Here is a 21,489-nt window from a genome sequence, read left to right on the forward strand (position 1 = left end):
GCGCCTTGCATGCTTGGTGGCCGAAGGCGTAAAACGTTCCGGCAAAGAGACGCCTGACGCCAGGGTGTGCCCGCTGGCGCAATGTGGCCGGATGGCGCATGATTGACGCAATGTGCCGTCCGACCCCAGAAGCAGCACGCCTCTGCGGAAAGCGCGGCACACGCGACGCCACTGCTGCCTATGCCGGAGAACCCATCGCGGCGATGCACTGCGGGCGAGTATTCAATCGTTAAGGAGGATTTCGCATGAGCCAACCTGACGCCGCCAATCCGTTTGGCGATTTCACCAAAATGCTGGAGCAGTTCAAGCTTCCCGGCTTCGACGTACCCGCCATCATGGACGCGCGACGCAAGGACATGGAAGCACTGGTTCAGGCGAATCAGACGGCATTCCAGGGTATGCAGTCGCTCGCGCAGAAACAGACCGAAATGCTGCGTACCACGTTGGGCGAATTGCAGTCGCTCACCGGGCAATTGTCGGCTGGCGGCGCCGCGCCTCCGGCGAAAGCCGCCGAACTGATCCAGCAAAGCCTGCATAAGTCGCTCGCCGACATGCAGCAGTTGGCGCAAGCCGCGTATCAGACGCAGGCCGAGTCGTATGCGGTGATCGCAAAACGCGTAGAAGAAAATGTGCAGGAGCTTAAATCGCTCTTGCAACAGCAGAAAAAGTAGCGGACGCGGCTTGCGGAAGCCGCAATGAAGCCGCAATGAATTAGCAGTGAAGTACCCGATGCCGCGGATGACCACAGGTTATCCGCGGCATTTTTTTTGCCGCTTCGAACCACACACGCAGGCGATTTTCTCTTCACACAAAAGCAGTCCGCACGCGCCGTAATGATCAGATGAAATAGGCCTGTAGACGTGAATTATTCAGCGGACGCTTACATCGCTCGTGACATGCGACGCGCATTGAAATTTTTCTACTGTGGCCCCGTTATTTAATGCGTGTGTTCGCTTTAAACAGGACGTGTCGGCAAAATCTGCGCTCAAGCGACGCCCCTTGGTGATCCTGTCCTCAAATATCAAACAGGTTCAAACGACGTCAAGTATGCAGAAGGTTTAAATCGTCCCGCAAACGATTGCTATGCCCTCGCGCGATCGCTAAAGTTTCGCGCTGCCACTCCGTAGACGCATTCACGCAACCCAACCGGTGTGAATGCAGAACCGGCACCGCCGGTCAGGAGTGCGCCCCTGGATTCCCGTTCGTGATCGGCTCACCCGCCGGCCACGAGCGTTTCACCTCGAAGGAAATCTCTTGAAACCGATGCTTTCTACAAGCATTGCTCGCGCAATGCTCGGGGCAGGCTGCGCGCTGTCGTTTGCCGCGCACGCCACGCTCGGCCAGAACGTCAGTTCTGTCGACAGCGATCAGACGAGCCTTCACGCAGTGGCTCAGACGGTCACTACGCAAAGCGCGTATTCGGTGCACCTGATGACGATGCCGTCCGGCACGCTGGTGCGCGAGTACGTCGCGCCCAACGGCACCGTCTTCGGTGTCGCGTGGCAGGGCCCGACGCTGCCGGATCTGAAAACCATGCTGGGCGCGTCGTTCGACCAGTACGTCGCCGCCACCGCAACCCGGCGTGGCACGCCGCTCGCGGTGTCCGGCAGCGATCTGGTGGTGTTCTCCGGCGGGCACCTGCGCGCGTTTGCCGGCTACGCCTATCTGCCGCAAGCGGTGCCTGCGGGCGTCGACGTCGGCGTCATTCAATAACGGAGCGAATCATGCGTCATACGTCTTCGTTCGCTACCCTCCTGTGCGCGGCACTGCTCGCGTTGCTCGTCAGTGCCTGCGGCGGTGGAGGCGGCGGCGGTGGCTCGGGCTCTTCATCGAGTTCCGGCACGACGAGCCTTTCGGCCGGTCCCACCGTCACCAATACCTCGCCTTCGCCGCAAGTGGTGGCCGCCAACGCGGTGCGCGTCACGGTCGATGCCGGCGTGAGCAACGTGCCGAACATGCCGTTCGTCAGCATCACGATTTGCGTGCCCGGCACCAGCCAGTGTCAAACCATCGATCACATCCTGGTGGATACCGGTTCGTGGGGCGTGCGCGTGTTCGCGTCGCAACTGCCCGCCTCGATGGCGCTGCCGCAACAGAAGGACGCCTCGGGCCATCTGGTCGCCGAATGCATGCAGTTCTTCGACGGCTACACATGGGGTTCGGTAAAGCTCGCGGACCTGCAGATCGCCGGTGAAAAAGCGGCCTCGCTGCCGATCCAGGTGATCGACCCGAACTACGCTTCGGTGCCGTCGGATTGCGCGAGCGTCGGCGCGTCGCGCAACACGCCGGGTACGTTGCAGGCCAACGGCATTCTGGGTATCGGCGTGTTCAAGCACGACTGCGGCGCGAACTGTGTGCAACAGGCGGTGGCTGGCACGTATTACGGCTGCAGCGGCACGACCTGCACGTCGATTCCGCTTGCCGAAGCGCTGCAGGTCGCCAATCCGATTCCATACTTCGCGACCGACAACAACGGTTCGATGCTGAGCCTGCCGACGGTGTCGGGCGGCGCGCAGTCGGTCAGCGGGCAACTGGTGTTCGGCATCGGCACGCAGACCAACAATACGCTGGGCAGCGCGCAGGTGATCGGCGTGAGCCCGTCGAACGGTACCTTTACGACGGTGCAGAACGGCACGACGTACTCGAGCAGTATTCTGGACAGCGGCTCGACGGGCCTGTTCTTCCAGACGAGTGCATTGCCGACATGCGCGAGCCCCAATAGCGCGTACTACTGCCCGGTGTCGACTCAATCGCTGAGTGCGATGATCCAGGGGGTGAACGGCACGACGAGCGCGGTGAACTTCAGTGTCGGCAATGCTACGACGATCTCGCAGACGTACAGCGGCGATTCAGCGTTGCCGCTGCTGGCGGGACCGGCCTTTGTGACGTCGTCGATTTTCGACTGGGGCCTGCCGTTCTTCTACGGGCGTAACGTGTACGCCGCCGTCGAGCAGCAGACGACGCCTGGCGGTACGGGACCTTATGTCGCGTATTGAGTGATCGCCAGGTTTGGCTCCGATAGGAAAAAACCCGCTGCCGAATCAACCGGCAGCGGGTTTTTTTATGGGTTCCCGAAGCGTTCCGCGTGCAGTATTGCGGCTGGACTAACGCCGGCGTGCGGCCCGCTTGGCGGGTGCTGCTTTGGCGGCGGCGGGTTCGGATTGCAAGGGCGGCGGTGACGGCGCGATTGTCTCCATGACGGGTGTCTGCACGGGTTCTTGTGACATAAGAGGTTGAGCGGCGGGTTGCGGCGCAGACAGTGGCGCCGGTTGCGCGACCGGTTGCGCCGCTTCCGCTTGCAACGCGCCAGCCTGTGCCGTCTTTAAAGGCGCCTGCCCCGTAGCGGCGTTACCCGCCGGCTTCGCCGCTTCACGCGGTTGCGTTTTATCGCCGGCTGCCGCAATCACCCGATGCACGAAGCGCAGCTTATCCACCACCGGCGAGGCCAGCGTGAACGGATACCCGTCGGGCATGCCGAGACTGCGGTTCAGGCTGTTCAACGCATACGTGAGCGGAAACCAGCGTTTCATCAGATTCTCGAAGCTCGCGTCTTCGACGGGCGTGCGGTCGGTCAGCGTCGGCTCGCTCGGGTCGTCGGGCAACAAGGCGAGGCCGTACGAGGTCGACGTATCCAGCACGTCGACGATCAGCAGGTAATGCGCCCACGTCTCGGCCCAATCTTCCCAGGGATGCATCGTCGCATAGGCGCTGATAAACGAGCCCTGCCAGTCTTTCGGCGCGCCGTCGCGGTAGTAGGCCGTCAGCGCTTCGCCGTAATCGGCACGCTCGTCGCCGAACAGCTTGCGGTAGGGCTCGAGCCAGCGCGGGTCGTTCTCGACCAGCTGGCTGAAGTAGTAGTGACCCGTCTCATGGCGGAAATGCCCGAGCAGCGTGCGGTAGGGCTCACCCATCGCGCTGCGCACCTTTTCGCGGTAGGCGTCCTCGGCTTCGGCGATGTTCAGCGTGATCAGGCCGTTGTCGTGGCCGGTCATGACGCGCTCGCCGTCGCCGCCGTCCTCGAGGAATTCGAATGCCAGGCCGGATTCGGGATCGTCCTTGCGCGAAGGCACGTCGAGGCCGAGCGCGGCCAGCGTGTACAGCAGACGCCGCTTCGCCATTTCCAGCCGGTACCAGTAGAGCCGGTTGTCCGGCGCGCTCAGATTCGGAATCGTGCGCGTGAGCTGGCAGGCGCGGCACAGTGTGTCGGGCGAGTCGGCGGGGATCATCCAATTGCAGACATTTTCGACCGCGTAGTTGTGGCATTGCCGGAACAATGCACCCTCGCCACGCGGATGCAGACTGCGCCAGCGGCCTTCACCGGCGTCTTCGAAGGCGCTGATTTCGGCCAGTTCAGGCACATATCCGAGCAATGCCTCGCACCGTTCGCAACGAACGTTTTCATAGAACACAAGGTGCAAGCAGCGATTGCAGTGGAAGGTTTTCATCGATCGGGCCTGGGTGGTAGGGAGCAGTCGTGGAGCGAAGCCAACGCGCAATCTTCATGCCGCATTTGCCAGACGTCACTGGTTTAACGCACATTACGTGCATGATCGTGCATCGGCGCTGCGCCGCTTTGGTGCGCGATCGCCGAAAAGGTAGTGGAAAGGCGCGCTGATCGATCGACCGGACGGTCCACAGATGCGGCAAACTTTGCAGCAGGCGGCAATCCGGGCGGTACAGGCAGTTCACGCGGTTTTTCGCGCTTGTTCTATAAACGGCATGAAGCTTGCTTTTTGGCGGGCTGCCATCCCTTGTCCAGGAGTCCGGTGTGTCCATACGCGTCGCGTTGAATCATGTCACACATTACCGCTACGACAGGCTGGTTGCGCTGTCGCCCCAGGTCGTGCGTCTCAGGCCTGCGCCGCATTGCCGGACCCCCATTCTGTCTTATTCGATGCGGGTCGAACCGGCTGAACACTTCATCAACTGGCAGCAGGACGCGTTTGCCAACTATCAGGCGCGCCTCGTCTTCCCCGAGAAGACCCGCGAATTCAAGGTGACCGTGGATCTGGTCGCCGAGATGGCGGTCTACAACCCGTTCGACTTCTTTCTCGAACCGTCGGCGGAACGGTTTCCGTTCGAGTATGCGCCCGGCCTCGCGCTGGAGCTTGCCCCGTACCTCGTCAAGCGGCCGATGACGCCGCGCTTCGCCGAGTTTGTCGCGAGTATCGACCGCGCGCCGATGGTGACCGCCGACTTCCTCGTCGCACTGAATCAGCGGCTGCAACGCGAGATCCGCTACCTGATCCGCATGGAACCCGGCGTGCAGACGCCCGAGGAAACGCTGGTGAGCGCCGCGGGTTCCTGCCGTGATTCGGGCTGGCTGCTGGTCGAAACGTTGCGGCAACTTGGGCTGGCGGCGCGCTTTGTCTCCGGCTATCTGCTGCAACTCGCGCCCGACGTCAAATCCATCGACGGCCCAAGCGGCACCGAAATCGACTTCACCGATCTGCACGCATGGTGCGAGGTCTACCTGCCGGGCGCGGGTTGGATCGGTCTCGACCCGACCTCCGGCCTGCTCGCTGGCGAGGGCCATATTCCGGTCGCCTGCACGCCCGAACCCGGCAGCGCGGCACCGATCTCCGGCGCGGTCGACGAATCCGAAGTCGAGTTCGAGCACACCATGTCGATCGAACGGGTCCTGGAGACGCCGCGCGTCACCAAGCCCTTCACCGAGGAAGTGTGGAACGACGTCCTTAAAATGGGCGAGCAGGTCGACCAGCGCCTGACCGAAATGGACGTGCGCCTGACGATGGGCGGCGAGCCGACCTTCGTGTCGGTGCGCGATCGCGACGCGGCCGAATGGAACACCGACGCCCTCGGCCCCACCAAACGCGGCTACGCGGTCGCGCTGATGGACAAGCTGCGCTCGCGCTACGGCGCAAACGGCTTCCTGCATATCGGCCAGGGCAAGTGGTATCCGGGCGAGCAGTTGCCGCGCTGGGCCATGTCGCTCTACTGGCGCGCCGACGGCGAGCCGTGCTGGCAAGACCCCACGCTGTTCGCCGACGAACGCGAGCCGGGCACCTACACGGCCGCCGACGCCCAGCGTTTCCTCGCTCATCTGGCGACCAAGCTAGCGCTCGACACGGACTGCATCCAGCCCGGCTTCGAAGACGTCTGGTACTACCTGTGGCGCGAGCGCCGTCTGCCGGTCAACGTCGATCCGCTCGACGCGCGTCTCGACGACGAGCTGGAGCGTGTGCGCCTGCGGCGCGTGTTCGATGCGGGCCTTGGCGGCACGACCGGTTTTGTCCTGCCGCTCGCACGCGAACGCGACGTGCCGAACGAGCCGCCGAAGTGGGTGAGCGGCCGCTGGTTCTTCCGCGACCAACGCATGTTCCTGATCCCCGGCGATTCGCCGATGGGTTATCGCTTGCCGCTCGATTCGCTGCCGTGGGTGTCGAAGACCGACTATCCGTATCAGCACGCGCACGATCCGTTTGCACCGCCGGTGCCGTTGCGCCCGGCCGCGCAATTGCGCATGCAATACGACGGCGAACAGCGCACCTTGAGCGTCGCCGATGCGCGGCGTGCGGCAGCGTTGTCGTCGTCAGCGGCGGATTTGTTGAGCGGCATGGCGGGCAGCGGCGTGCTGGCCTTTGCGCCGCAGTCAGGCGACCAGCGGCCGCCGGAGCGCGGGCAGTCGTCGAAGGAAACGTTGCGTACGGCGATCTGCGTCGAAGCCCGCGATCCGAAACGTGCCGCCGGTCCGAAGGCGGAAACCGAAGCGTTCGGCAGCGGCCGCTCGCTGCTGCATGTGTTCATGCCGCCGCTCACCGAACTCGACGATTATCTCGACCTGCTCGCGGCGATCGAAGCAACGGCCGCCGAATTGCAGATGCAGGTGGTGCTCGAAGGCTATCCGCCGCCGCGCGATGCGCGCCTGAAGGTCCTGCAGGTGACGCCGGACCCGGGTGTGATCGAGGTGAACATTCATCCGGCTTCGAGCTGGGAGCAACTGGTCGACAACACGGAGTACCTGTATCAGTCCGCGGCCGAGAGCTATCTGAGCAGCGAGAAGTTCATGACCGACGGCCGGCACACGGGGACCGGCGGCGGCAATCACTTCGTGCTCGGGGGCGCGACGCCTGCCGATAGTCCGTTCCTGCGCCGTCCTGATCTGCTGGCCAGCCTGATCGCGTATTGGCACAACCATCCGTCGCTGTCGTATCTGTTTTCCGGGCTCTTTATCGGGCCGACGAGCCAGGCGCCGCGTGTCGACGAAGCACGCAACGACCAGGTGTACGAGTTGGAGGTGGCGTTCCGCGAGTTGCAGCGGCAGATCGATCTGCTCGGCGGCCGCGACAGCGCGAACCTGCCGGCGTGGATGATCGACCGCTCGTTGCGTAACATTCTGATCGACGTGACGGGCAACACGCACCGCGCCGAGTTCTGCATCGACAAACTCTATTCGCCCGATGGTCCGACTGGCCGCCTTGGCCTGCTCGAGTTGCGCGGCTTCGAAATGCCGCCGCATGCACGCATGAGTCTCGTCCAGCAGTTGCTGCTGCGCGCGCTGGTGGCGCGCTTCTGGCACACGCCGTACACGCAGCGGCTCACGCGCTGGGGCACGGAACTGCATGACCGCTTCCTGCTCGGCACCTTCGCGAAGATGGACTTCGACGACGTACTCGGCGAACTCAACCAGGCGGGCTTCGCCTTCGAGAGCAGCTGGTTCGCGCCGCACTTCGAATTCCGCTTCCCGCTGGTCGGCGCGACCACGGTGAACGGCGTCTCGCTGACGATCCGCAACGCGCTCGAACCGTGGCACGTGATGGGCGAGGAGGGCTCGCCGGGCGGCACGGTGCGCTATGTGGATTCGTCGGTGGAAAGGCTCGAAGTGCGCGCGCTCGGTTTGAACGACAACCGTCATGTGGTGACGGTCAACGGTGTGCCGGTGCCGCTTCAGCCGACGGGCCGTGTCAGCGAATATGTGGCCGGCGTGCGCTTTCGCGCCTGGGCGCAACCGTCGGCGCTGCATCCGACCATCGGCGTGGATGCGCCGCTCACCTTCGACCTGGTCGACACATGGACTGGCCGCTCGGTCGGCGGATGCCAGTATCATGTCGCACATCCGGGCGGGCGCAACTATCAGACCTTCCCGGTCAACGCCTACGAGGCCGAAAGCCGGCGGCGCGCACGCTTCTTCGCATCCGGTCATACGCCGGGGCCGCTCACGGTCGGTGAACCGCAGCGCAGCCTCGAGTTTCCGTTTACGTTGGACCTGCGCTACTGGTAACCTGGTAGACTGAAAGCGGCAGCATACTTTTAAGAACGACACGACCTTGGCCTTTCAATCGACTTTTCCCTTCGAAGCGTCCGCGGCGCGCGCGGACGCTTCGTCCTTATTGCGGCTGTTGCCGGCCTATGAAGGACATTGGGACGAGTTACGCGATGCCTCGGGCGCATTGCGCGAGCCGTGGCGGCAATTTTTCGAGCGGCTTGGCGAAGACGGCATCGCGCGATTGGAAGATCACCGCGCGTCGATCGCGCAGCAGATCCGCGACAACGACATCAGCTACAACGTCTACGCGGATAACGGCGAGCCGCGGCCGTGGGCGCTCGACCTGCTGCCGTTCCTGATCAGCGAGGCCGAGTGGGCGCATATCGAGCGTGGCGTGACGCAGCGCGCGCATCTGCTCAATGCCATCGTCGCCGATATTTATGGGCCGCAGACCTTGCTCGAGCGCGGGCAGTTGCCGCCTGCGCTGGTGTTTGGGCATCCAGGTTATCTGCGTTCCGTGAAGGGCTTCACACCGCCTGGCGGCCAATATCTGCAGGTGGTCGCCGTCGATCTGGCGCGTACGCCTGCCGGTAACTGGACCGTCATGGCGCATCGCACCGAGGCGCCATCCGGGCTGGGTTATGCGCTGGAAAACCGGCTGATCGTGTCGACGCTGTTCGCCGAACCGTTCCGCGCGATGCGCGTGAGCCGTCTCGCGCCGACCTATTCGCAACTGATCGCGACGCTTGCGCAGGCCGCTCAGGCCACGATGCAGCACGACAGTTCGGGTGCCGATGGTTTACCGCATATCGCGTTGCTCACGCCTGGTCCGTTTAGCGAAACCTACTTCGAGCACGTGTTTCTCGCGCGCTATCTCGGCGTCACGCTGGTTGAAGGCAAAGACCTGACCGTGCGTGACGACATGCTGTATCTGAAGACGCTCGCCGGTCTCGAACGCGTGCACGTCGTGTTGCGCCGTCTGGACGATGCTTTCTGCGATCCGGTCGAACTGCGCGCGGATTCGAGCATCGGCGTGCCCGGCCTGTTGCAGGTGATGCGCGCGGGCAATGTGATCGTGTCGAACGTGCCGGGTTCGGGCTTTGTCGAATCGCCTGCCTTGCACGGATTTTTGCCAGGTATCGCCGAAGTTTTACTCGACGAAGACCTCGTGCTGCCGAGCGTGGCCACCTGGTGGTGCGGCGAAAAGGCGGCGCGCGTCCACGCATTCGGGCGTCTGGACGAAGCGTTCATCGTGCCGACGTGGCCGGTCGCGGCACGCGATGCGCCACCCGGGATCGAACAGGGCAGGCAGCGGCTGTCGACGTGGCGTGAACGCATCGAAGCGATGCCGGACGCCTATACGATCCAGCAGGCGCAGCGCTTTTCCTGCACGCCGCGTTACGAGGACGGCACCATTGGCCGCCGTCCGTCGGTGCTGCGCGTCTATGCGATTGCCGATGTCAACGGTGGTTGGCATGTGATGCCAGGCGGCTTCACGCGGATGGCCGCCGAGCGCCAGGCAACGGTGTCGATGCAGTACGGCGGCAGTAGCGTCGACACGTGGGTGCTGTCGAGCCAGCCGACGTCCACCTTCACGCTGCTGCCTTCGCCGATGCAACCCGCTGACCTCGCGCGCAAGCATCGCACCGTGTCGAGCCGTGCGGCGGAAAACCTGTTCTGGGCCGGACGTTATGGCGAACGCGCGGAAAATAACGTGCGGCTGTTGCGCCTGATTCTCGGCTCGCTGGAAGGCAACGACGCCGACGCAATGTTCCCCACACTGGTCGAGCTCGCCATGCATTGCGGTCTCGTGCAGTCCGGCGACATGTTTGCGCCGAACTCGCCGCAAGTGTTCGAGCGCGCATTGGTCGCGAATCTGAGTGAGAGCACCGGCCCCACGAGCATTGGCCAGAACCTCGCGTGGCAAGCACGTTCGAACGGCGAAGTGCGTGGGCGTTTGTCGAACGACCACTGGCGCACGATTCTCGCGGCGCGCAACGACTTCCGCGATGCATTGCAGACGTTGATGCCGGCTGCGGGGTTGAATGGCAATGGTGGTGGTAACGGTAGTAGCGGCAGTGGTTCATCGCAGGCCGGCGCGAACGGCAACGGTCGCGCTGAGCGCAGCGAACGCTACGATCGTTATGACCGCGTGACGCTGATGAACGCGCTTGAACGTTTGTCGGTGCAGCTATCGGCGATCAGCGGCGCGCAAGGCGACCGCATGACACGCGACGAAGCGTGGCGTCTGCTATTCGTCGGGCGGCACATCGAGCGCGTGTCGGCGATGACGTCGTTTTTGCGGGTGGTCGCCGACAATGGCCAGCTCTCGACACCGGCCGGGTTCGATCTGTTGCTGCAATTGTTCGACAGCACGCTGACCTATCGCTCGCTGTATCCGGGCCGTTTCGAAGTGCCCGCCTTGCTCGATCTGCTGGTGATCGAGCCCACTAATCCGCGCGGCGTCTATGGCGTTTATGAGCGTCTGCGCAAGAAGCTCGACGAGATTGCCGTGGCTGCGGGCAGCATGCGGCATCGTCCGTTTGCGGAATTGATGCCGCCCGCCGCTTCCCTGCCGGCGCTCGAATCGCTGTGCGCCATCGACGAAGACGATTCATACGCCGACCTGATTGCGGTGTGCGATCAGATTGGCGGCTATGTCGGCGCGGCGGCGCATGAGATCAGTGCGCGCTATTTCAGTCATGCCAGTACGGTGGCTTCGCAGGTCTGGTCATGAAGATCGCGCCGACCGTGTTGTCCGTCTCGCATCGCACGACCTACCATTACTCCACGTATGTGGAGACCGCCCAGCATCTCGCGACGATCCGCCCGATCGCCTGCGCGTGGCAGCGCGTGGTCTCGCACAGCGAAAAGATCGAACCGGAGCCGTCGTATCAGACGAGCCGTATCGACGCATTCGGCAACGACGTCCTGTACTTCGCGCTGGATGCGCCGCACGAGCGCCTGCAACTCGTCAGCGAAACCACCGTCGCGCTTATGCCGCGTTGGACCGACCTCGATCCCGAGGAAACGCCCGAATGGGAAGACGTGGCGGATGAGTTGCGTTTCTGGGTCGGCGGCGAGTTCCGGCCTGAGGTGGAGTTCTGCTTTGCATCGCCGAACATCGTGCCGCGGCCGTCGTTGCGCGCTTATGCGCTGCCGAGCTTTCCTCCCGGCATGCCGATCGTGGCGGGTGCGATCGATCTGATGCACCGGATTCACAAAGACTTCGCGTACAAACCTTCGGCGACGATGTTCGACACGCCCGCCGAGCGTGCCTTCGAATTGAAGAGCGGGGTATGCCAGGACTTCGCGCAGGTGATGATCGGCTGTTTGCGCTCGCTAGGTTTGCCGGCGCGCTACGTGAGCGGTTATCTGCGCAACGATCCGCCGCCTGGGCAGCCGCGGTTGATCGGCGCGGATGCCTCGCATGCGTGGGTGTCCGTTTATTGCCCGCAGAGTGGCTGGATCGATCTCGACCCCACCAATGATGTGCTCGCCGACATGGATCACGTGACGCTCGCAATTGGGCGCGATTACAGCGACGTGTCCTTGCTGCGCGGGATGATTCTTGGGGGCGGGGCGCACCGGGTTGAAGTGGGCGTGACGGTGCTCGCGCTCTAAGCTTCTGCTTTTATCGGCCGCTTTTACCTGCTTTACCCCTTCAGCAAACCACATTCTGGTCAGGCGAATCTGTTCGACGCGTGCCGCGCATCCGTTGCGGCACGTTCTTTATCCCGCTTTCGGGGAAAACCCTCTCTCCTCATTCCCATTTGTCGGGAATCCATTTTTTGAAATCCGAGAATGTTCTGGCATTCTGATTCCGTTATTCATTGTGGGTAGTTTTCATCGTGAACGCGGAACAGGGTGTGACAGGGGCTGAACGGGTGCTGCTGGTACTGGCGGCACTCGCCAGTCATGGCAAGGCCATGTCGGTCAAGGATCTGCTCGCCGTCACCGGTCTCGCGCAAAGCACGCTGTACCGGCAAATCGCGCTGCTCAAGCGCTGGGGTTTCGTCGCTGAAAACGCGGGCCATTACGCGCCGGGTCCGATCAGCCTGCAACTCGCGCTCGGCTTCGATGTGAATTCGCTGCTCGTCGAAGCGAGCCGTGCGGAGATGCAGCAACTGGCGCGAGCGTCGCAGGAAAGCATCGGGTTGGTGGTCGCGGTCAAGCATCAGGTGATGTGCCTTGAAATGGTCGACAGCCAGCACTCGTTGCGCTGCTCGTTCGAAAAAGGCCGCGCGGTGCCGCTGAAAGCCGGCGCCTCTGCGAAATCGCTGCTGGCGTTCATGGCCGACAAGGCGCGCACCGAAGTGCTCGACAACCTGTTCGACAACGACCCCGCCGGCCGTGCCGCGATCGAAGCCGAACTCGAACAGATTCGCGCTCAGGGCTACGCTGTCAGCGAAAGCGAAGTCGATCCGGGCGTGTGGGGCGTGAGCGCCCCGATATTTCATCGCAGCGGACGCGGCGCCGGAAGCAGCGCGTCGATCACGCTGATGGCGCCGTCCACGCGCGCCATCGGCCGCGAAAGCCAATTCATCGACGGGACGCTACGTACGGCCCGCGCTATTTCCGAGCATATGCAAACCGATTGATCGGGCAGGGCCGCTCGCGGCCGTATTCGATCTGGATACCGAACGAACTGAACGAACCGAACGAACCACAAGGAGCCCTCCCATGAAACTGAATCGACTGTTGTCCCTCGCATGCGTCACGTTTGCGGTGACGTTCGCCGGCTTTTCCGGCGCGGCATCCGCACAGACGCCGGACGTGCTGAACGTCGCCACGGACGCGACCTTCCCGCCGATGGAATATACCGAAAACGGCGCGCGCGTCGGCTTCGACGTCGACATGATGAATGCGCTCGCGAAAGCCATGGGCAAGCGCGTGCAATGGACGGATATCGACTTTAAAGGCCTGATTCCGGGCTTGATCGCGCATCGTTTCGACGCGGCGATCTCCGGCATCTACATCACCGACGAGCGTGCGAAAGTGGTCGACTTCACCGATTCGTACTACGCGGGCGGCCTTGTCGCGTTGGTGAAAAGCGATTCGCCGATCAAGTCAGTGGCTGACCTGAACGGCAAGAAAGTCTCGGTCCAGGTGGGCACGAAGTCAGTCAACTTCCTGCGCGACAACTTCCCGCAGATCAACCGCGTCGAAGTCGAAAAGAATCAGGAAATGTTCGACCTGGTGGGTATTGGCCGTGCTGACGCGGCCGTGACCGGCAAGCCGGCCGCCTATCAGCTGGTGAAGACGCGCGGCGGTTTCCGCGTGCTCGAGAAGCCGCTGACGACCGAAGCCTACGGTATCGCCGTGCGCAAAGACGAACCGCAACTGAAGGCCGCATTCAACACAGCGCTGGCGAAGATCAAGGCCGACGGCACGTATGCGGCGATCGTCAAGAAGTGGTTCGGCGCCACCGCGCAATAACCGGCTGAGCAGACACAATGGAACTCGATTTTTCGCCGGTGATTGCCGGCTGGCCGGACATCATGCATGGCGCGCTGGTGACGGTCGAAGTGACCGCCGCCGCGCTCGCGCTGAGCTGTGTGCTGGGCCTGCTGATCGGTATCGGCCGGCTCACGCCGAAGCGGCGCATCGTGTACGCCTTCTGTACGGCGTACCTCACGTTTTTCCGCGGCACGCCGTTGCTCGTGCAACTTTTCCTGCTGTTCTTCGGCTTGCCGCAATTCGGCATTCTGTTGCCGGCTTTCGTGTGCGGGATGCTGGGGCTTGGCCTGTATTCGGCGGCCTATGTGTCGGAGATCGTGCGCGGTGCGATTCAGTCGGTGGATCGCGGGCAAATGGAAGCGGCACGTTCGATCGGCATGTCGTCCGGTCAGGCCATGCGCGCAATCATTCTGCCGCAGGCGATCGTGCGGATGATCCCGCCGCTCGGCAACGAGTTCATCGCGTTGATCAAGAATTCGGCGCTGGTGTCGCTGCTGACGATCGACGATCTGATGCATGAAGGCCAGAAGATCATCAGCGTGTCGTACCGTTCGCTCGAAGTGTATCTGGCCATCGCGCTGGTGTATCTGGTGTTGACGCAGGTGACGAATTACGCGCTGCATCGTGTGGAGCGCCGCTTGCGTGCAGGAGGGATGGTGCAATGAATACCGTGGCCAAAGTAGATGAACCTATCGTCAGCATTCGTGGGCTGACCAAATCGTTCGGTTCGCATACCGTGCTCAACGGCATCGACTTCGACATTCAGCCGCAGCAGGTGGTGGTCGTGATCGGGCCGAGCGGCTCGGGCAAGAGTACGTTCCTGCGGTGCTGCAACGGGCTTGAACAGGCCGAAGGCGGCACGATCGATATCTGCGGGCATCGGCTGGTGGATCATGGGGCGATGCTCAAGGAGCGCTCGCTGAATGCGCTGCGCACCGAAGTGGGCATGGTGTTTCAGTCGTTCAATCTGTTTCCGCATCTGTCGGTGCTGCATAACATCACGGTCGGTCCGCGGATGTTGCGTGGCGCCAGCAAGGCCGAAGCCGAAGCGGCTGCAACCGCGTTGCTGGAGAAAGTCGGTCTGGCTCACAAGGCGCATGTGATGCCGGCGAGCCTGTCGGGTGGTCAGAAGCAGCGCGTTGCCATTGCTCGCGCGTTGGCGATGCAACCACGCGTGATGTTGTTCGACGAGCCGACCTCCGCGCTCGATCCCGAACTGGTCGGTGAAGTGCTGCAAGTGATGAAGCTGCTCGCGAGCGAAGGCATGACGATGGTGGTCGTCACGCACGAAATGGGTTTCGCGAAGGAAGTCGCCGACGTGGTGGTGGTGATGGACGGCGGCGTGATCGTCGAGGCGGGACCCCCTGCTGAAATTTTCTCGGCGCCGTCGCAGCCGCGCACGCGGGCCTTCCTGCAGGCGGTGTTGTCGCGCGCATGAGAGTTCCATTCGACGACAAGGTGTGGAGCGGCCGTTCCGATGAGGGTGAGCCGGGCGACACCCGGCGCATTTTCAATCAGGTGGTGCCGTTCGGCGGCGCGCGGCAGCGTGAGGATGTTTTACGCGCCGCGCCGTTCGCTGAAAGCGATGCGACGGTGATCGTCGGCTTTGGTTCTGACGAAGGTGTGCGGCGCAATCAGGGACGTGTTGGCGCGGCGCATGCGCCTAAGGAATTGCGCCGTGTGCTGGCCGGTCTGCCGGCGAAAACGTCGATGGCGACGCTCGCCGACGCGGGAGATGTGGTGTGCGACGACGGCGACCTCGAAGGCGCGCAGGCGGAACTCGCGAATGTGGTGAGCGACGTGCTCGCGAGCGGCGGGCGGCCGTTGGTGTTCGGCGGCGGTCACGAGGTTGCGTGGGGGACGTATGGCGGTTTGCGCTTGCATCAGGATTGCGTAGTTGAGGCTCGAGCTGAGATCGCGGCAGCCGCAACCCGCAAGCTACTCATCATCAACTTCGACGCCCACTTCGATCTGCGTCAGAAGCGGCCAGCCAATTCAGGCACGCCGTTCGATCAGATCGCGAACGACTGCGCCGAGCGGGGCGTGCCGTTCAACTACGCCTGCTTCGGCATTAGCGATCTGGGCAACACCGCTGCGCTGTTTGCGCACGCCGAGGAACTCGGCGTGCGCTACGTGCTCGACGTCGACATGCAGGAACCGCAATTGCCGCAACGTCTGGACGACCTCCGGCAATTGCTGGATTCAGCGGACGACGTCTATCTGACCATCGATCTCGACGTGCTCCCGGCCGCCACCGCGCCGGGTGTATCGGCGCCTGCCGCATTGGGTGTGCCCTTGTCGGTAGTCGAAGCGATGGTGCAGAGCGTGCGTGCGTCCGGCAAGCTGCGCGCGGCGGATATCGCGGAGTACAACCCGTCGCTCGATCAGGACAAGCGCACGGCGAGGGCAGCGGCTAGGTTGGCGTATCGGTTGCTTTAGCGCTCCCTCGCTCCACCAACGCCCCAATCGACAGGAACGGATGCACTTTGCCGCCATGGTTCGCCGGATCGTAGGTCATGCCTGGCTGATTCGTCCCTTTCAGCAGCAGACCGCAAACCGGCCTGTCGAGCCCTCCGAGGTACGTTCTGAGCGAATGTGATCTTGACATAGTGCGTATGCACATATACACTCCGCAACATGACCCGTCCTCTCTCTTACGACGAATGCAACTGTTTCGCGCTGCGCCAGGCGGCCCGGCACGTCACGCAAATCTACGAACGCCATCTCGGCGAAGTAGGGTTGACGGCTGCGCAGTTCACGATTCTCGCCAAGCTCGCGCGCACGCCGAACCTGCCGATGGTGGACCTCGCAGACGCCATGGTCATGGAGCGCACCACGCTGGTCCGCGCCATGAAACCGTTGCAGCGTGACGGGCTGGTGGTCGCCGAATCGGCGGAGCATGACGGCCGCACGTTTCTGTTCAGTCTCACGGAGAAGGGCGAAACAACCTTCGATCAGGCGGCAATCGCATGGCGTGCCGCGCAGGACGAATTCGAGGAAAAATTCGGCCACGCACGTGCCAAGGCGCTGCGCTCCGAGCTCTTCGGCATCACCGGATAAACAAAGCGTATGAGCTCGTTTCGACGAGCTTTTTTACGCCTGATTATGTGCATACGCACTCACGAAAAGGAAGCGTAGCGATGGACGGGCTTTTCGACGACGACTGCTTTGCGATCCGCCAGGCCGCACGCTATGTGTCGCAGATCTACGATCGTCACCTGGAGAATGTCGGCTTGACCATCACGCAGTTTTCGCTGATGGGGCGCTTGAAGCGCGTGGGTCCGATGACCATGAAACAACTGGCCGAAGCCATGCGCATGCAGCGCACCACGCTGGTCCGCACGATCCAGCCGCTGCGGCGTAACGGGCTGGTCTCGAGCGAGACGCTTGGGGTGGACGTACGAGCGTTGTCGATTGCACTGACGGCCGCCGGCGAGGAACGTTTGCAAGCCGGGCGCAAGCATTGGTATGCGGCACAAGCCGAATTCGAAGATCGCTTCGGCGAGCAGCGCGCGGCGGCATTGCGTACGGAGTTGTTCGCCATTACAAAAGACCCCGTTTGAATCTGCCCCGCGTGAAGCGGGTCAAGCCGGCGCAGCGTAACGCGCTTTTTTTTAAGCTTAACGAGTGCATACACACATACAGCCATCATGTCCACTACACCCTCGACTATTGCTCCGCCCAGCGCGGCGAACGCCGCCAAACCGGCACGGCGCATTCCGTGGATGCTGCTTGCGGTCATCACCGTGCTCGCGGTGTTGGCGCTGGCGGCGTCGTACTGGTTCTTCGTCGGCCGTTTTGTCGAAACGACGGACGATGCCTACGTCGGTGGTGATGTGACCGTGATGTCGCCGAAAGTGAACGGCTTCGTCACGGACGTGCTGGTGCGCGACAACCAGTTCGTCCATGCGAATCAGGTGCTGATCCGGCTCGATGCACGCGATTACGACGCCCGTCTCGCGCAGGCCAGTGCCGAGGTGGAGAGTGCGCAGGCGGCGGTCACCGAGTTGCAGGCGAAGAAGTCCCTGCAGCTTGCCACCATCAACGAGCAGGCCGCCGAAGTTCGCGCGTCCGGCGCCGAGTTGACGCGCAGCACTGCCGATCAGACGCGCTATCGCGAACTGGTGAAGGACGATGCGGTATCGAACCAGGTCGTGGAACGCGCGGACGCCGATCTGACCAAGGCGCATGCCGCGGTCGACCGCAGCAGCGCGGCCTTGATCGCGGCGCAACGGCAGATCGCTGTGCTCGACGCGCAGATCGGTGACGCCGAGGCGCGCATCGCCACCGCGCAGGCGGCGCAACGGGTCGCGGCATTGAATGTGGAGTACACCACGATCCGCTCGCCGATCGACGGTTACGTCGGCAATCGCACCGCGCGTGTCGGCTTGCTGGCGAACGTCGGCGTGTCGCTGCTGACCGTAGTGCCGTCGAGCGGACTGTGGATCGACGCCAACTTCAAGGAAGACCAGTTGAAGAAGATGCACGTTGGCGATGGTGTCGACGTCGATCTGGATGCGTCGAGCAAACGGATTCACGGTGTGGTTGAGAGTCTAGCTCCTGCGACCGGCGCGACCTTCAGCGTGCTGCCGGCGGAAAACGCGACCGGCAACTTTACGAAGATCGTGCAGCGCGTGCCGGTTCGCGTGCGTCTCGAGGTGCCGAAGGACATGGAGGGCGTGCTGCGCCCGGGCCTGTCGGCGACGGTGAAAGTGCACCTCGACGCAGCTCACGGTTAAACGATCATGACTCAGGTTCTTGCCAATCCCGCCGACCTGCCGACGCGCACCAAGGTGTTCGCGTTCGTGCTGATGTGCCTCGGTTTTTTCATGGCGACGCTCGATATCCAGATCGTGGCGTCTTCGCTCAAGGATATCGGCGGCGGCTTGTCCGCGAGTCAGGATGAGCTCTCGTGGGTGCAGACCGCGTATCTGATCGCGGAGATTCTCGTGATCCCGATGTCCGGTTGGCTCACGCGTGTGTTCTCGACGCGCTGGGTGTTCGCGTTTTCCGCGCTGGGCTTTACGGTCACCAGTATGTTGTGCGGCCTTGCATGGGACATCAACTCGATGATCCTGTTTCGCGGTTTGCAGGGCGCGCTCGGCGCCGCGATGATTCCGACGGTGTTCACGACGGCATTCGTGCTTTTCCCAGGCAAGCAGCGCCTGATTGCGTCTACCACCATCAGCGCGCTCGCCACGCTCGCACCGACGATCGGCCCGGTGATCGGCGGCTGGATCACATCGCAATGGTCGTGGCACTGGCTGTTCTATCTGAACCTCGTGCCGGGTCTCGCCGTCACGCTGTTGGTGCCGAAGTACGTGCACTTCGACAACGTCGATCTCTCACTGCTGAAAAAGGGCGACTATCTCGGCATCCTGTTGATGTCCGGATTTCTCGGTTGCCTTGAATACGTCCTGGAGGAAGGGCCACGCAAGAACTGGTTCGGCGACGACGTGATCGTGACGTGTGCCTGGATCGCGGCGATCTGCGGATTCCTGTTCATCGTGCATGCGTTCACCGCAAAAGAGCCGATCGTCGATTTGCGCGCGCTGGCGATCCGCAACTTCGGCATTGGCAGTCTGCTGTCCTTCATCACGGGGATCGGGATTTTCTGCGCGGTGTTCCTCACACCGGTGTTCCTGTCGCGCGTGCGCGGCTTCGATTCGTTGCAGATCGGCGTGGCGTTGCTGTCCGTGGGATGTTTTCAACTGGTCGCGATGGTCGCGTATTCGATAGTCGCGCGTTTCATCGATATGCGCGTGTTGCTGGTGTTCGGGCTGGTGCTGTTCGGCGTCGGCTGTTATCTGTATGTGCCGCTGACCAATCAGTGGGGTTGGCAGGAATTGCTGATCCCGCAGGCGTTGCGCGGCATTGGCCAGCAATTCTGCATTCCGCCCATCGTCACGATGGCGCTTGGTTCATTGCCGATGTCGAGGCTTCGATCCGCCAGCGGGCTCTTCAACCTGATGCGCAATCTCGGCGGCGCGATTGGCATTGCCGTGAGCAGCACCATGCTCAACGATCGTTTGAATCTCCACTACGAGCGGCTTGACGAACATTTGAGCGCGGGCCGTCCGGTGATCGAGTCGGTCTTGCAGCAGCAAAGCGCGCACTTCGCCGCAGTCGGCGGCGATGCGCTGAACGCGGCCAATGCGGGCCTCGGGGCGTTGCATTCGCTGCTGATGCGCGAAGCGCTCGTGCTCACGTTCTCCGACACGTTCTTTGCGCTGTCGCTCTGTTTCGTCGTGGGCTTGCTGAGCGTGCTGTTCTCGCGCCCATTTGGCAATTCCGCGCCACCGCCCGATGCTCATTGAGGAACTCAGCATGAAACCAATCGTTATGAAAGTACTCGCGAGCGCGGCGCTGCTGACACTAGCGGCTTGCGTGGTGCAGCCTGAAACGCATGCGGACCTGCAGCATACGGTTCAGACCGTTGCCCCGACCGCGTGGAATGTCGATGCGCCTCAAGACAGCATCAGCGCCAACACGTGGTGGGCGCAATTCGGTGATCCGGTCATGCATCAGCTGGTGGAATCGGTGCTGACGGGCAATCTCGACGTGCAGGCTGCGGTGGAACGCGTCAAGCAGGCGCAGGATCTAGCGAAGCAAAATCGCGCGGCCTTGCTGCCGGAGTTGAACGCTAGCGCGACTGCATCCGACTCCCGCCAGAACACGCCGCCACCGCTCGGCTATGTGCGTCAGGCCGGCGTCGGCGTGACGGCGAGCTGGACGCCGGACGTTTTCGGCGGCGAACGTCTCGCCGTTCTCGCAGCCGAGGCGCAAGTGTCGGGTCGGCAGGCGGCCTTGAATCAACTGCGCCTGGCACTCGCAGCGAACACAGCCGCGGCGTATATCGATCTGCGCTGGGCGCAATCGCAATTGCAGATTCTCAGCGACAACGAACAGATCCGCGCCCGCGCCCTGAAACTCACGCAGGAACGTTTGCATTTCGGACTGTCGACGCAACTCGACGTCGCGCGTGCGCAGAATCAGTTGGAAGATTTGCAGGCACAGATCCCGCGCATCCAGTCGGCCGTGCAGCATCAACTGAGCCTGATCGCGGTGTATTCGGGGCGCACGCCGGAGAGCGTCGACGGCTTGCTGCTTGCCAATGCACGCGATATTCCAGTGCCCGCGCAAAGCGTGCCGCAGATGCTGCCGTCGGAAGCGCTGTTGCAGCGCCCGGACGTGCGCAATGCCTACGCCACGGTCGAACAGCGCGCGGCGGAAGTGGGCGTGTCAAAAGCGCAGCGCTATCCGCAGTTCAGGCTCAATCTCGCCGACGGTCTGCTGGCCTCGTCGTATCTCGGCTTGCCGACGCTGACCGATAACCTCTTCAGCGCCGCTCTGAACGCAACGAGTCCGATCTTCAACGCCGGCCGCATCACCGCAAATATCGATGCGAGCGAAAGCCGGATGCGTGAGTCGCAACTCGGCTTGCAGCAAACCATGCTGCAAGCGCTCAAGGAAATCGAGGACAACCGCAGCGACCTGGTGAGCGGCGCGGTGCAGGTGCAACGCCTGGGCGGCGCGCTCGATGCGTCGAACCACGCGCTGCGTCTGTCGAGTGAGCTTTACAAGGGCGGCGCGACGGACTTCCTCGATGTGCTCACCGCGCAAGAGGCATATCTGCGCGATGCGGAATCGTTGAATCAGGCCAAACGCGAGCACGCGCTCGCAGCCGTCGCACTGTACCGCTCGCTCGGCGGTGGCTGGGATGTCCCCGAAACGGTCACGGCCGCATCGGCGAATTGATGTGCGTGGATGGGGCGGTGAAAGTTGTAGTCCAACTGGAGATG

Annotated in this window: 16 protein-coding genes and 1 pseudogene; 16 read left to right on the top strand and 1 reads right to left on the bottom strand. The window is 62.8% G+C overall.

The genetic code is table 11. The annotated features are described in order from the left end of the window. Positions 1 to 245 precede the first annotated feature (245 nt). From phaP to KHO33_RS21960, 3 genes are all read left to right on the top strand, one after another. Positions 246 to 671 (top strand): phasin family protein, encoded by a 426-nt coding sequence (phaP, locus tag KHO33_RS21950; RefSeq protein WP_054040347.1) that lies wholly within the window; start codon positions 246 to 248, stop codon positions 669 to 671. Positions 672 to 1,263: 592 nt separating this feature from the next. Continuing rightward, positions 1,264 to 1,713 (top strand): DUF2844 domain-containing protein, encoded by a 450-nt coding sequence (locus tag KHO33_RS21955; RefSeq protein WP_200567293.1) that lies wholly within the window; start codon positions 1,264 to 1,266, stop codon positions 1,711 to 1,713. A gap of 11 nt (positions 1,714 to 1,724) precedes the next feature. After that, entirely contained in the window at positions 1,725 to 2,996 is a 1,272-nt protein-coding gene (locus KHO33_RS21960) for a DUF3443 domain-containing protein (protein WP_200567281.1), read from the top strand. A gap of 384 nt (positions 2,997 to 3,380) precedes the next feature. Here KHO33_RS21960 and KHO33_RS21965 read toward each other — a convergent pair. Beyond that, positions 3,381 to 4,445 (bottom strand): annotated as a pseudogene (locus tag KHO33_RS21965) (zinc-binding metallopeptidase family protein); the annotation flags it as partial. A gap of 323 nt (positions 4,446 to 4,768) precedes the next feature. Between KHO33_RS21965 and KHO33_RS21970 the strand changes: the two are divergent. The 13 genes from KHO33_RS21970 to KHO33_RS22030 all read left to right on the top strand — a co-directional run bounded on the left by KHO33_RS21970 (position 4,769) and on the right by KHO33_RS22030 (position 21,445). After that, on the top strand, positions 4,769 to 8,242 hold the full coding sequence (locus KHO33_RS21970) for a transglutaminase family protein (RefSeq protein WP_200567279.1): 3,474 nt from the start codon (positions 4,769 to 4,771) through the stop codon (positions 8,240 to 8,242). 46 nt (positions 8,243 to 8,288) lie between these two features. Continuing rightward, the gene (locus tag KHO33_RS21975) at positions 8,289 to 10,964 is read left to right on the top strand and encodes a circularly permuted type 2 ATP-grasp protein (protein ID WP_200567278.1); all 2,676 of its coding nucleotides are present in this window, start codon (positions 8,289 to 8,291) and stop codon (positions 10,962 to 10,964) included. Further along, positions 10,961 to 11,851 (top strand): transglutaminase family protein, encoded by an 891-nt coding sequence (locus KHO33_RS21980; RefSeq protein ID WP_054040353.1) that lies wholly within the window; start codon positions 10,961 to 10,963, stop codon positions 11,849 to 11,851. Before KHO33_RS21975 ends, KHO33_RS21980 begins: the two co-directional genes overlap by 4 nt. Before the next feature lie 227 nt (positions 11,852 to 12,078). After that, positions 12,079 to 12,828: an IclR family transcriptional regulator gene (locus KHO33_RS21985; RefSeq protein ID WP_200567277.1), complete on the top strand. Its 750-nt coding sequence runs from the start codon at positions 12,079 to 12,081 to the stop codon at positions 12,826 to 12,828. Between the two features lie 82 nt (positions 12,829 to 12,910). Beyond that, entirely contained in the window at positions 12,911 to 13,666 is a 756-nt protein-coding gene (locus tag KHO33_RS21990) for a transporter substrate-binding domain-containing protein (RefSeq protein WP_200567276.1), read from the top strand. Positions 13,667 to 13,683: 17 nt separating this feature from the next. Next, complete coding sequence (locus KHO33_RS21995) at positions 13,684 to 14,352, top strand: amino acid ABC transporter permease (RefSeq protein WP_175048863.1); 669 nt, start codon at positions 13,684 to 13,686, stop codon at positions 14,350 to 14,352. After that, on the top strand, positions 14,349 to 15,125 hold the full coding sequence (locus tag KHO33_RS22000; protein WP_054040357.1) for an amino acid ABC transporter ATP-binding protein: 777 nt from the start codon (positions 14,349 to 14,351) through the stop codon (positions 15,123 to 15,125). Before KHO33_RS21995 ends, KHO33_RS22000 begins: the two co-directional genes overlap by 4 nt. Next, entirely contained in the window at positions 15,122 to 16,126 is a 1,005-nt protein-coding gene (gene hutG / locus KHO33_RS22005; RefSeq protein ID WP_200567275.1) for a formimidoylglutamase, read from the top strand. Before KHO33_RS22000 ends, hutG begins: the two co-directional genes overlap by 4 nt. A gap of 198 nt (positions 16,127 to 16,324) precedes the next feature. Continuing rightward, entirely contained in the window at positions 16,325 to 16,747 is a 423-nt protein-coding gene (locus KHO33_RS22010; RefSeq protein WP_054040360.1) for a MarR family winged helix-turn-helix transcriptional regulator, read from the top strand. A gap of 80 nt (positions 16,748 to 16,827) precedes the next feature. After that, on the top strand, positions 16,828 to 17,250 hold the full coding sequence (locus KHO33_RS22015; protein ID WP_054040362.1) for a MarR family winged helix-turn-helix transcriptional regulator: 423 nt from the start codon (positions 16,828 to 16,830) through the stop codon (positions 17,248 to 17,250). A gap of 87 nt (positions 17,251 to 17,337) precedes the next feature. Further along, positions 17,338 to 18,426: an HlyD family secretion protein gene (locus KHO33_RS22020; RefSeq protein WP_200567274.1), complete on the top strand. Its 1,089-nt coding sequence runs from the start codon at positions 17,338 to 17,340 to the stop codon at positions 18,424 to 18,426. A 6-nt stretch (positions 18,427 to 18,432) separates the two neighbouring features. After that, positions 18,433 to 20,004, top strand: a complete 1,572-nt coding sequence (locus KHO33_RS22025; RefSeq protein WP_200567273.1) for a DHA2 family efflux MFS transporter permease subunit — start codon at positions 18,433 to 18,435, stop codon at positions 20,002 to 20,004. Positions 20,005 to 20,014: 10 nt separating this feature from the next. Continuing rightward, the gene (locus tag KHO33_RS22030) at positions 20,015 to 21,445 is read left to right on the top strand and encodes an efflux transporter outer membrane subunit (RefSeq protein ID WP_200567272.1); all 1,431 of its coding nucleotides are present in this window, start codon (positions 20,015 to 20,017) and stop codon (positions 21,443 to 21,445) included. Positions 21,446 to 21,489: the final 44 nt, after the last annotated feature.

The organism is Paraburkholderia nemoris (assembly GCF_905221015.1).
GTDB classification, from domain to species: Bacteria; Pseudomonadota; Gammaproteobacteria; order Burkholderiales; family Burkholderiaceae; genus Paraburkholderia; species Paraburkholderia nemoris.

Bases quoted from the DNA above. Each gene is read 5' to 3' on its own strand.
- phaP (WP_054040347.1), top strand. From the start codon at position 246: ATGAGCCAACCTGACGCCGCCAATCCGTTTGGCGATTTCACCAAAATG.
- KHO33_RS21955 (WP_200567293.1), top strand. From the start codon at position 1,264: ATGCTTTCTACAAGCATTGCTCGCGCAATGCTCGGGGCAGGCTGCGCG.
- KHO33_RS21960 (WP_200567281.1), top strand. From the start codon at position 1,725: ATGCGTCATACGTCTTCGTTCGCTACCCTCCTGTGCGCGGCACTGCTC.
- KHO33_RS21980 (WP_054040353.1), top strand. From the start codon at position 10,961: ATGAAGATCGCGCCGACCGTGTTGTCCGTCTCGCATCGCACGACCTAC.
- KHO33_RS21990 (WP_200567276.1), top strand. From the start codon at position 12,911: ATGAAACTGAATCGACTGTTGTCCCTCGCATGCGTCACGTTTGCGGTG.
- KHO33_RS21995 (WP_175048863.1), top strand. From the start codon at position 13,684: ATGGAACTCGATTTTTCGCCGGTGATTGCCGGCTGGCCGGACATCATG.
- KHO33_RS22000 (WP_054040357.1), top strand. From the start codon at position 14,349: ATGAATACCGTGGCCAAAGTAGATGAACCTATCGTCAGCATTCGTGGG.
- hutG (WP_200567275.1), top strand. From the start codon at position 15,122: ATGAGAGTTCCATTCGACGACAAGGTGTGGAGCGGCCGTTCCGATGAG.
- KHO33_RS22010 (WP_054040360.1), top strand. From the start codon at position 16,325: ATGACCCGTCCTCTCTCTTACGACGAATGCAACTGTTTCGCGCTGCGC.
- KHO33_RS22015 (WP_054040362.1), top strand. From the start codon at position 16,828: ATGGACGGGCTTTTCGACGACGACTGCTTTGCGATCCGCCAGGCCGCA.
- KHO33_RS22020 (WP_200567274.1), top strand. From the start codon at position 17,338: ATGTCCACTACACCCTCGACTATTGCTCCGCCCAGCGCGGCGAACGCC.
- KHO33_RS22025 (WP_200567273.1), top strand. From the start codon at position 18,433: ATGACTCAGGTTCTTGCCAATCCCGCCGACCTGCCGACGCGCACCAAG.
- KHO33_RS22030 (WP_200567272.1), top strand. From the start codon at position 20,015: ATGAAACCAATCGTTATGAAAGTACTCGCGAGCGCGGCGCTGCTGACA.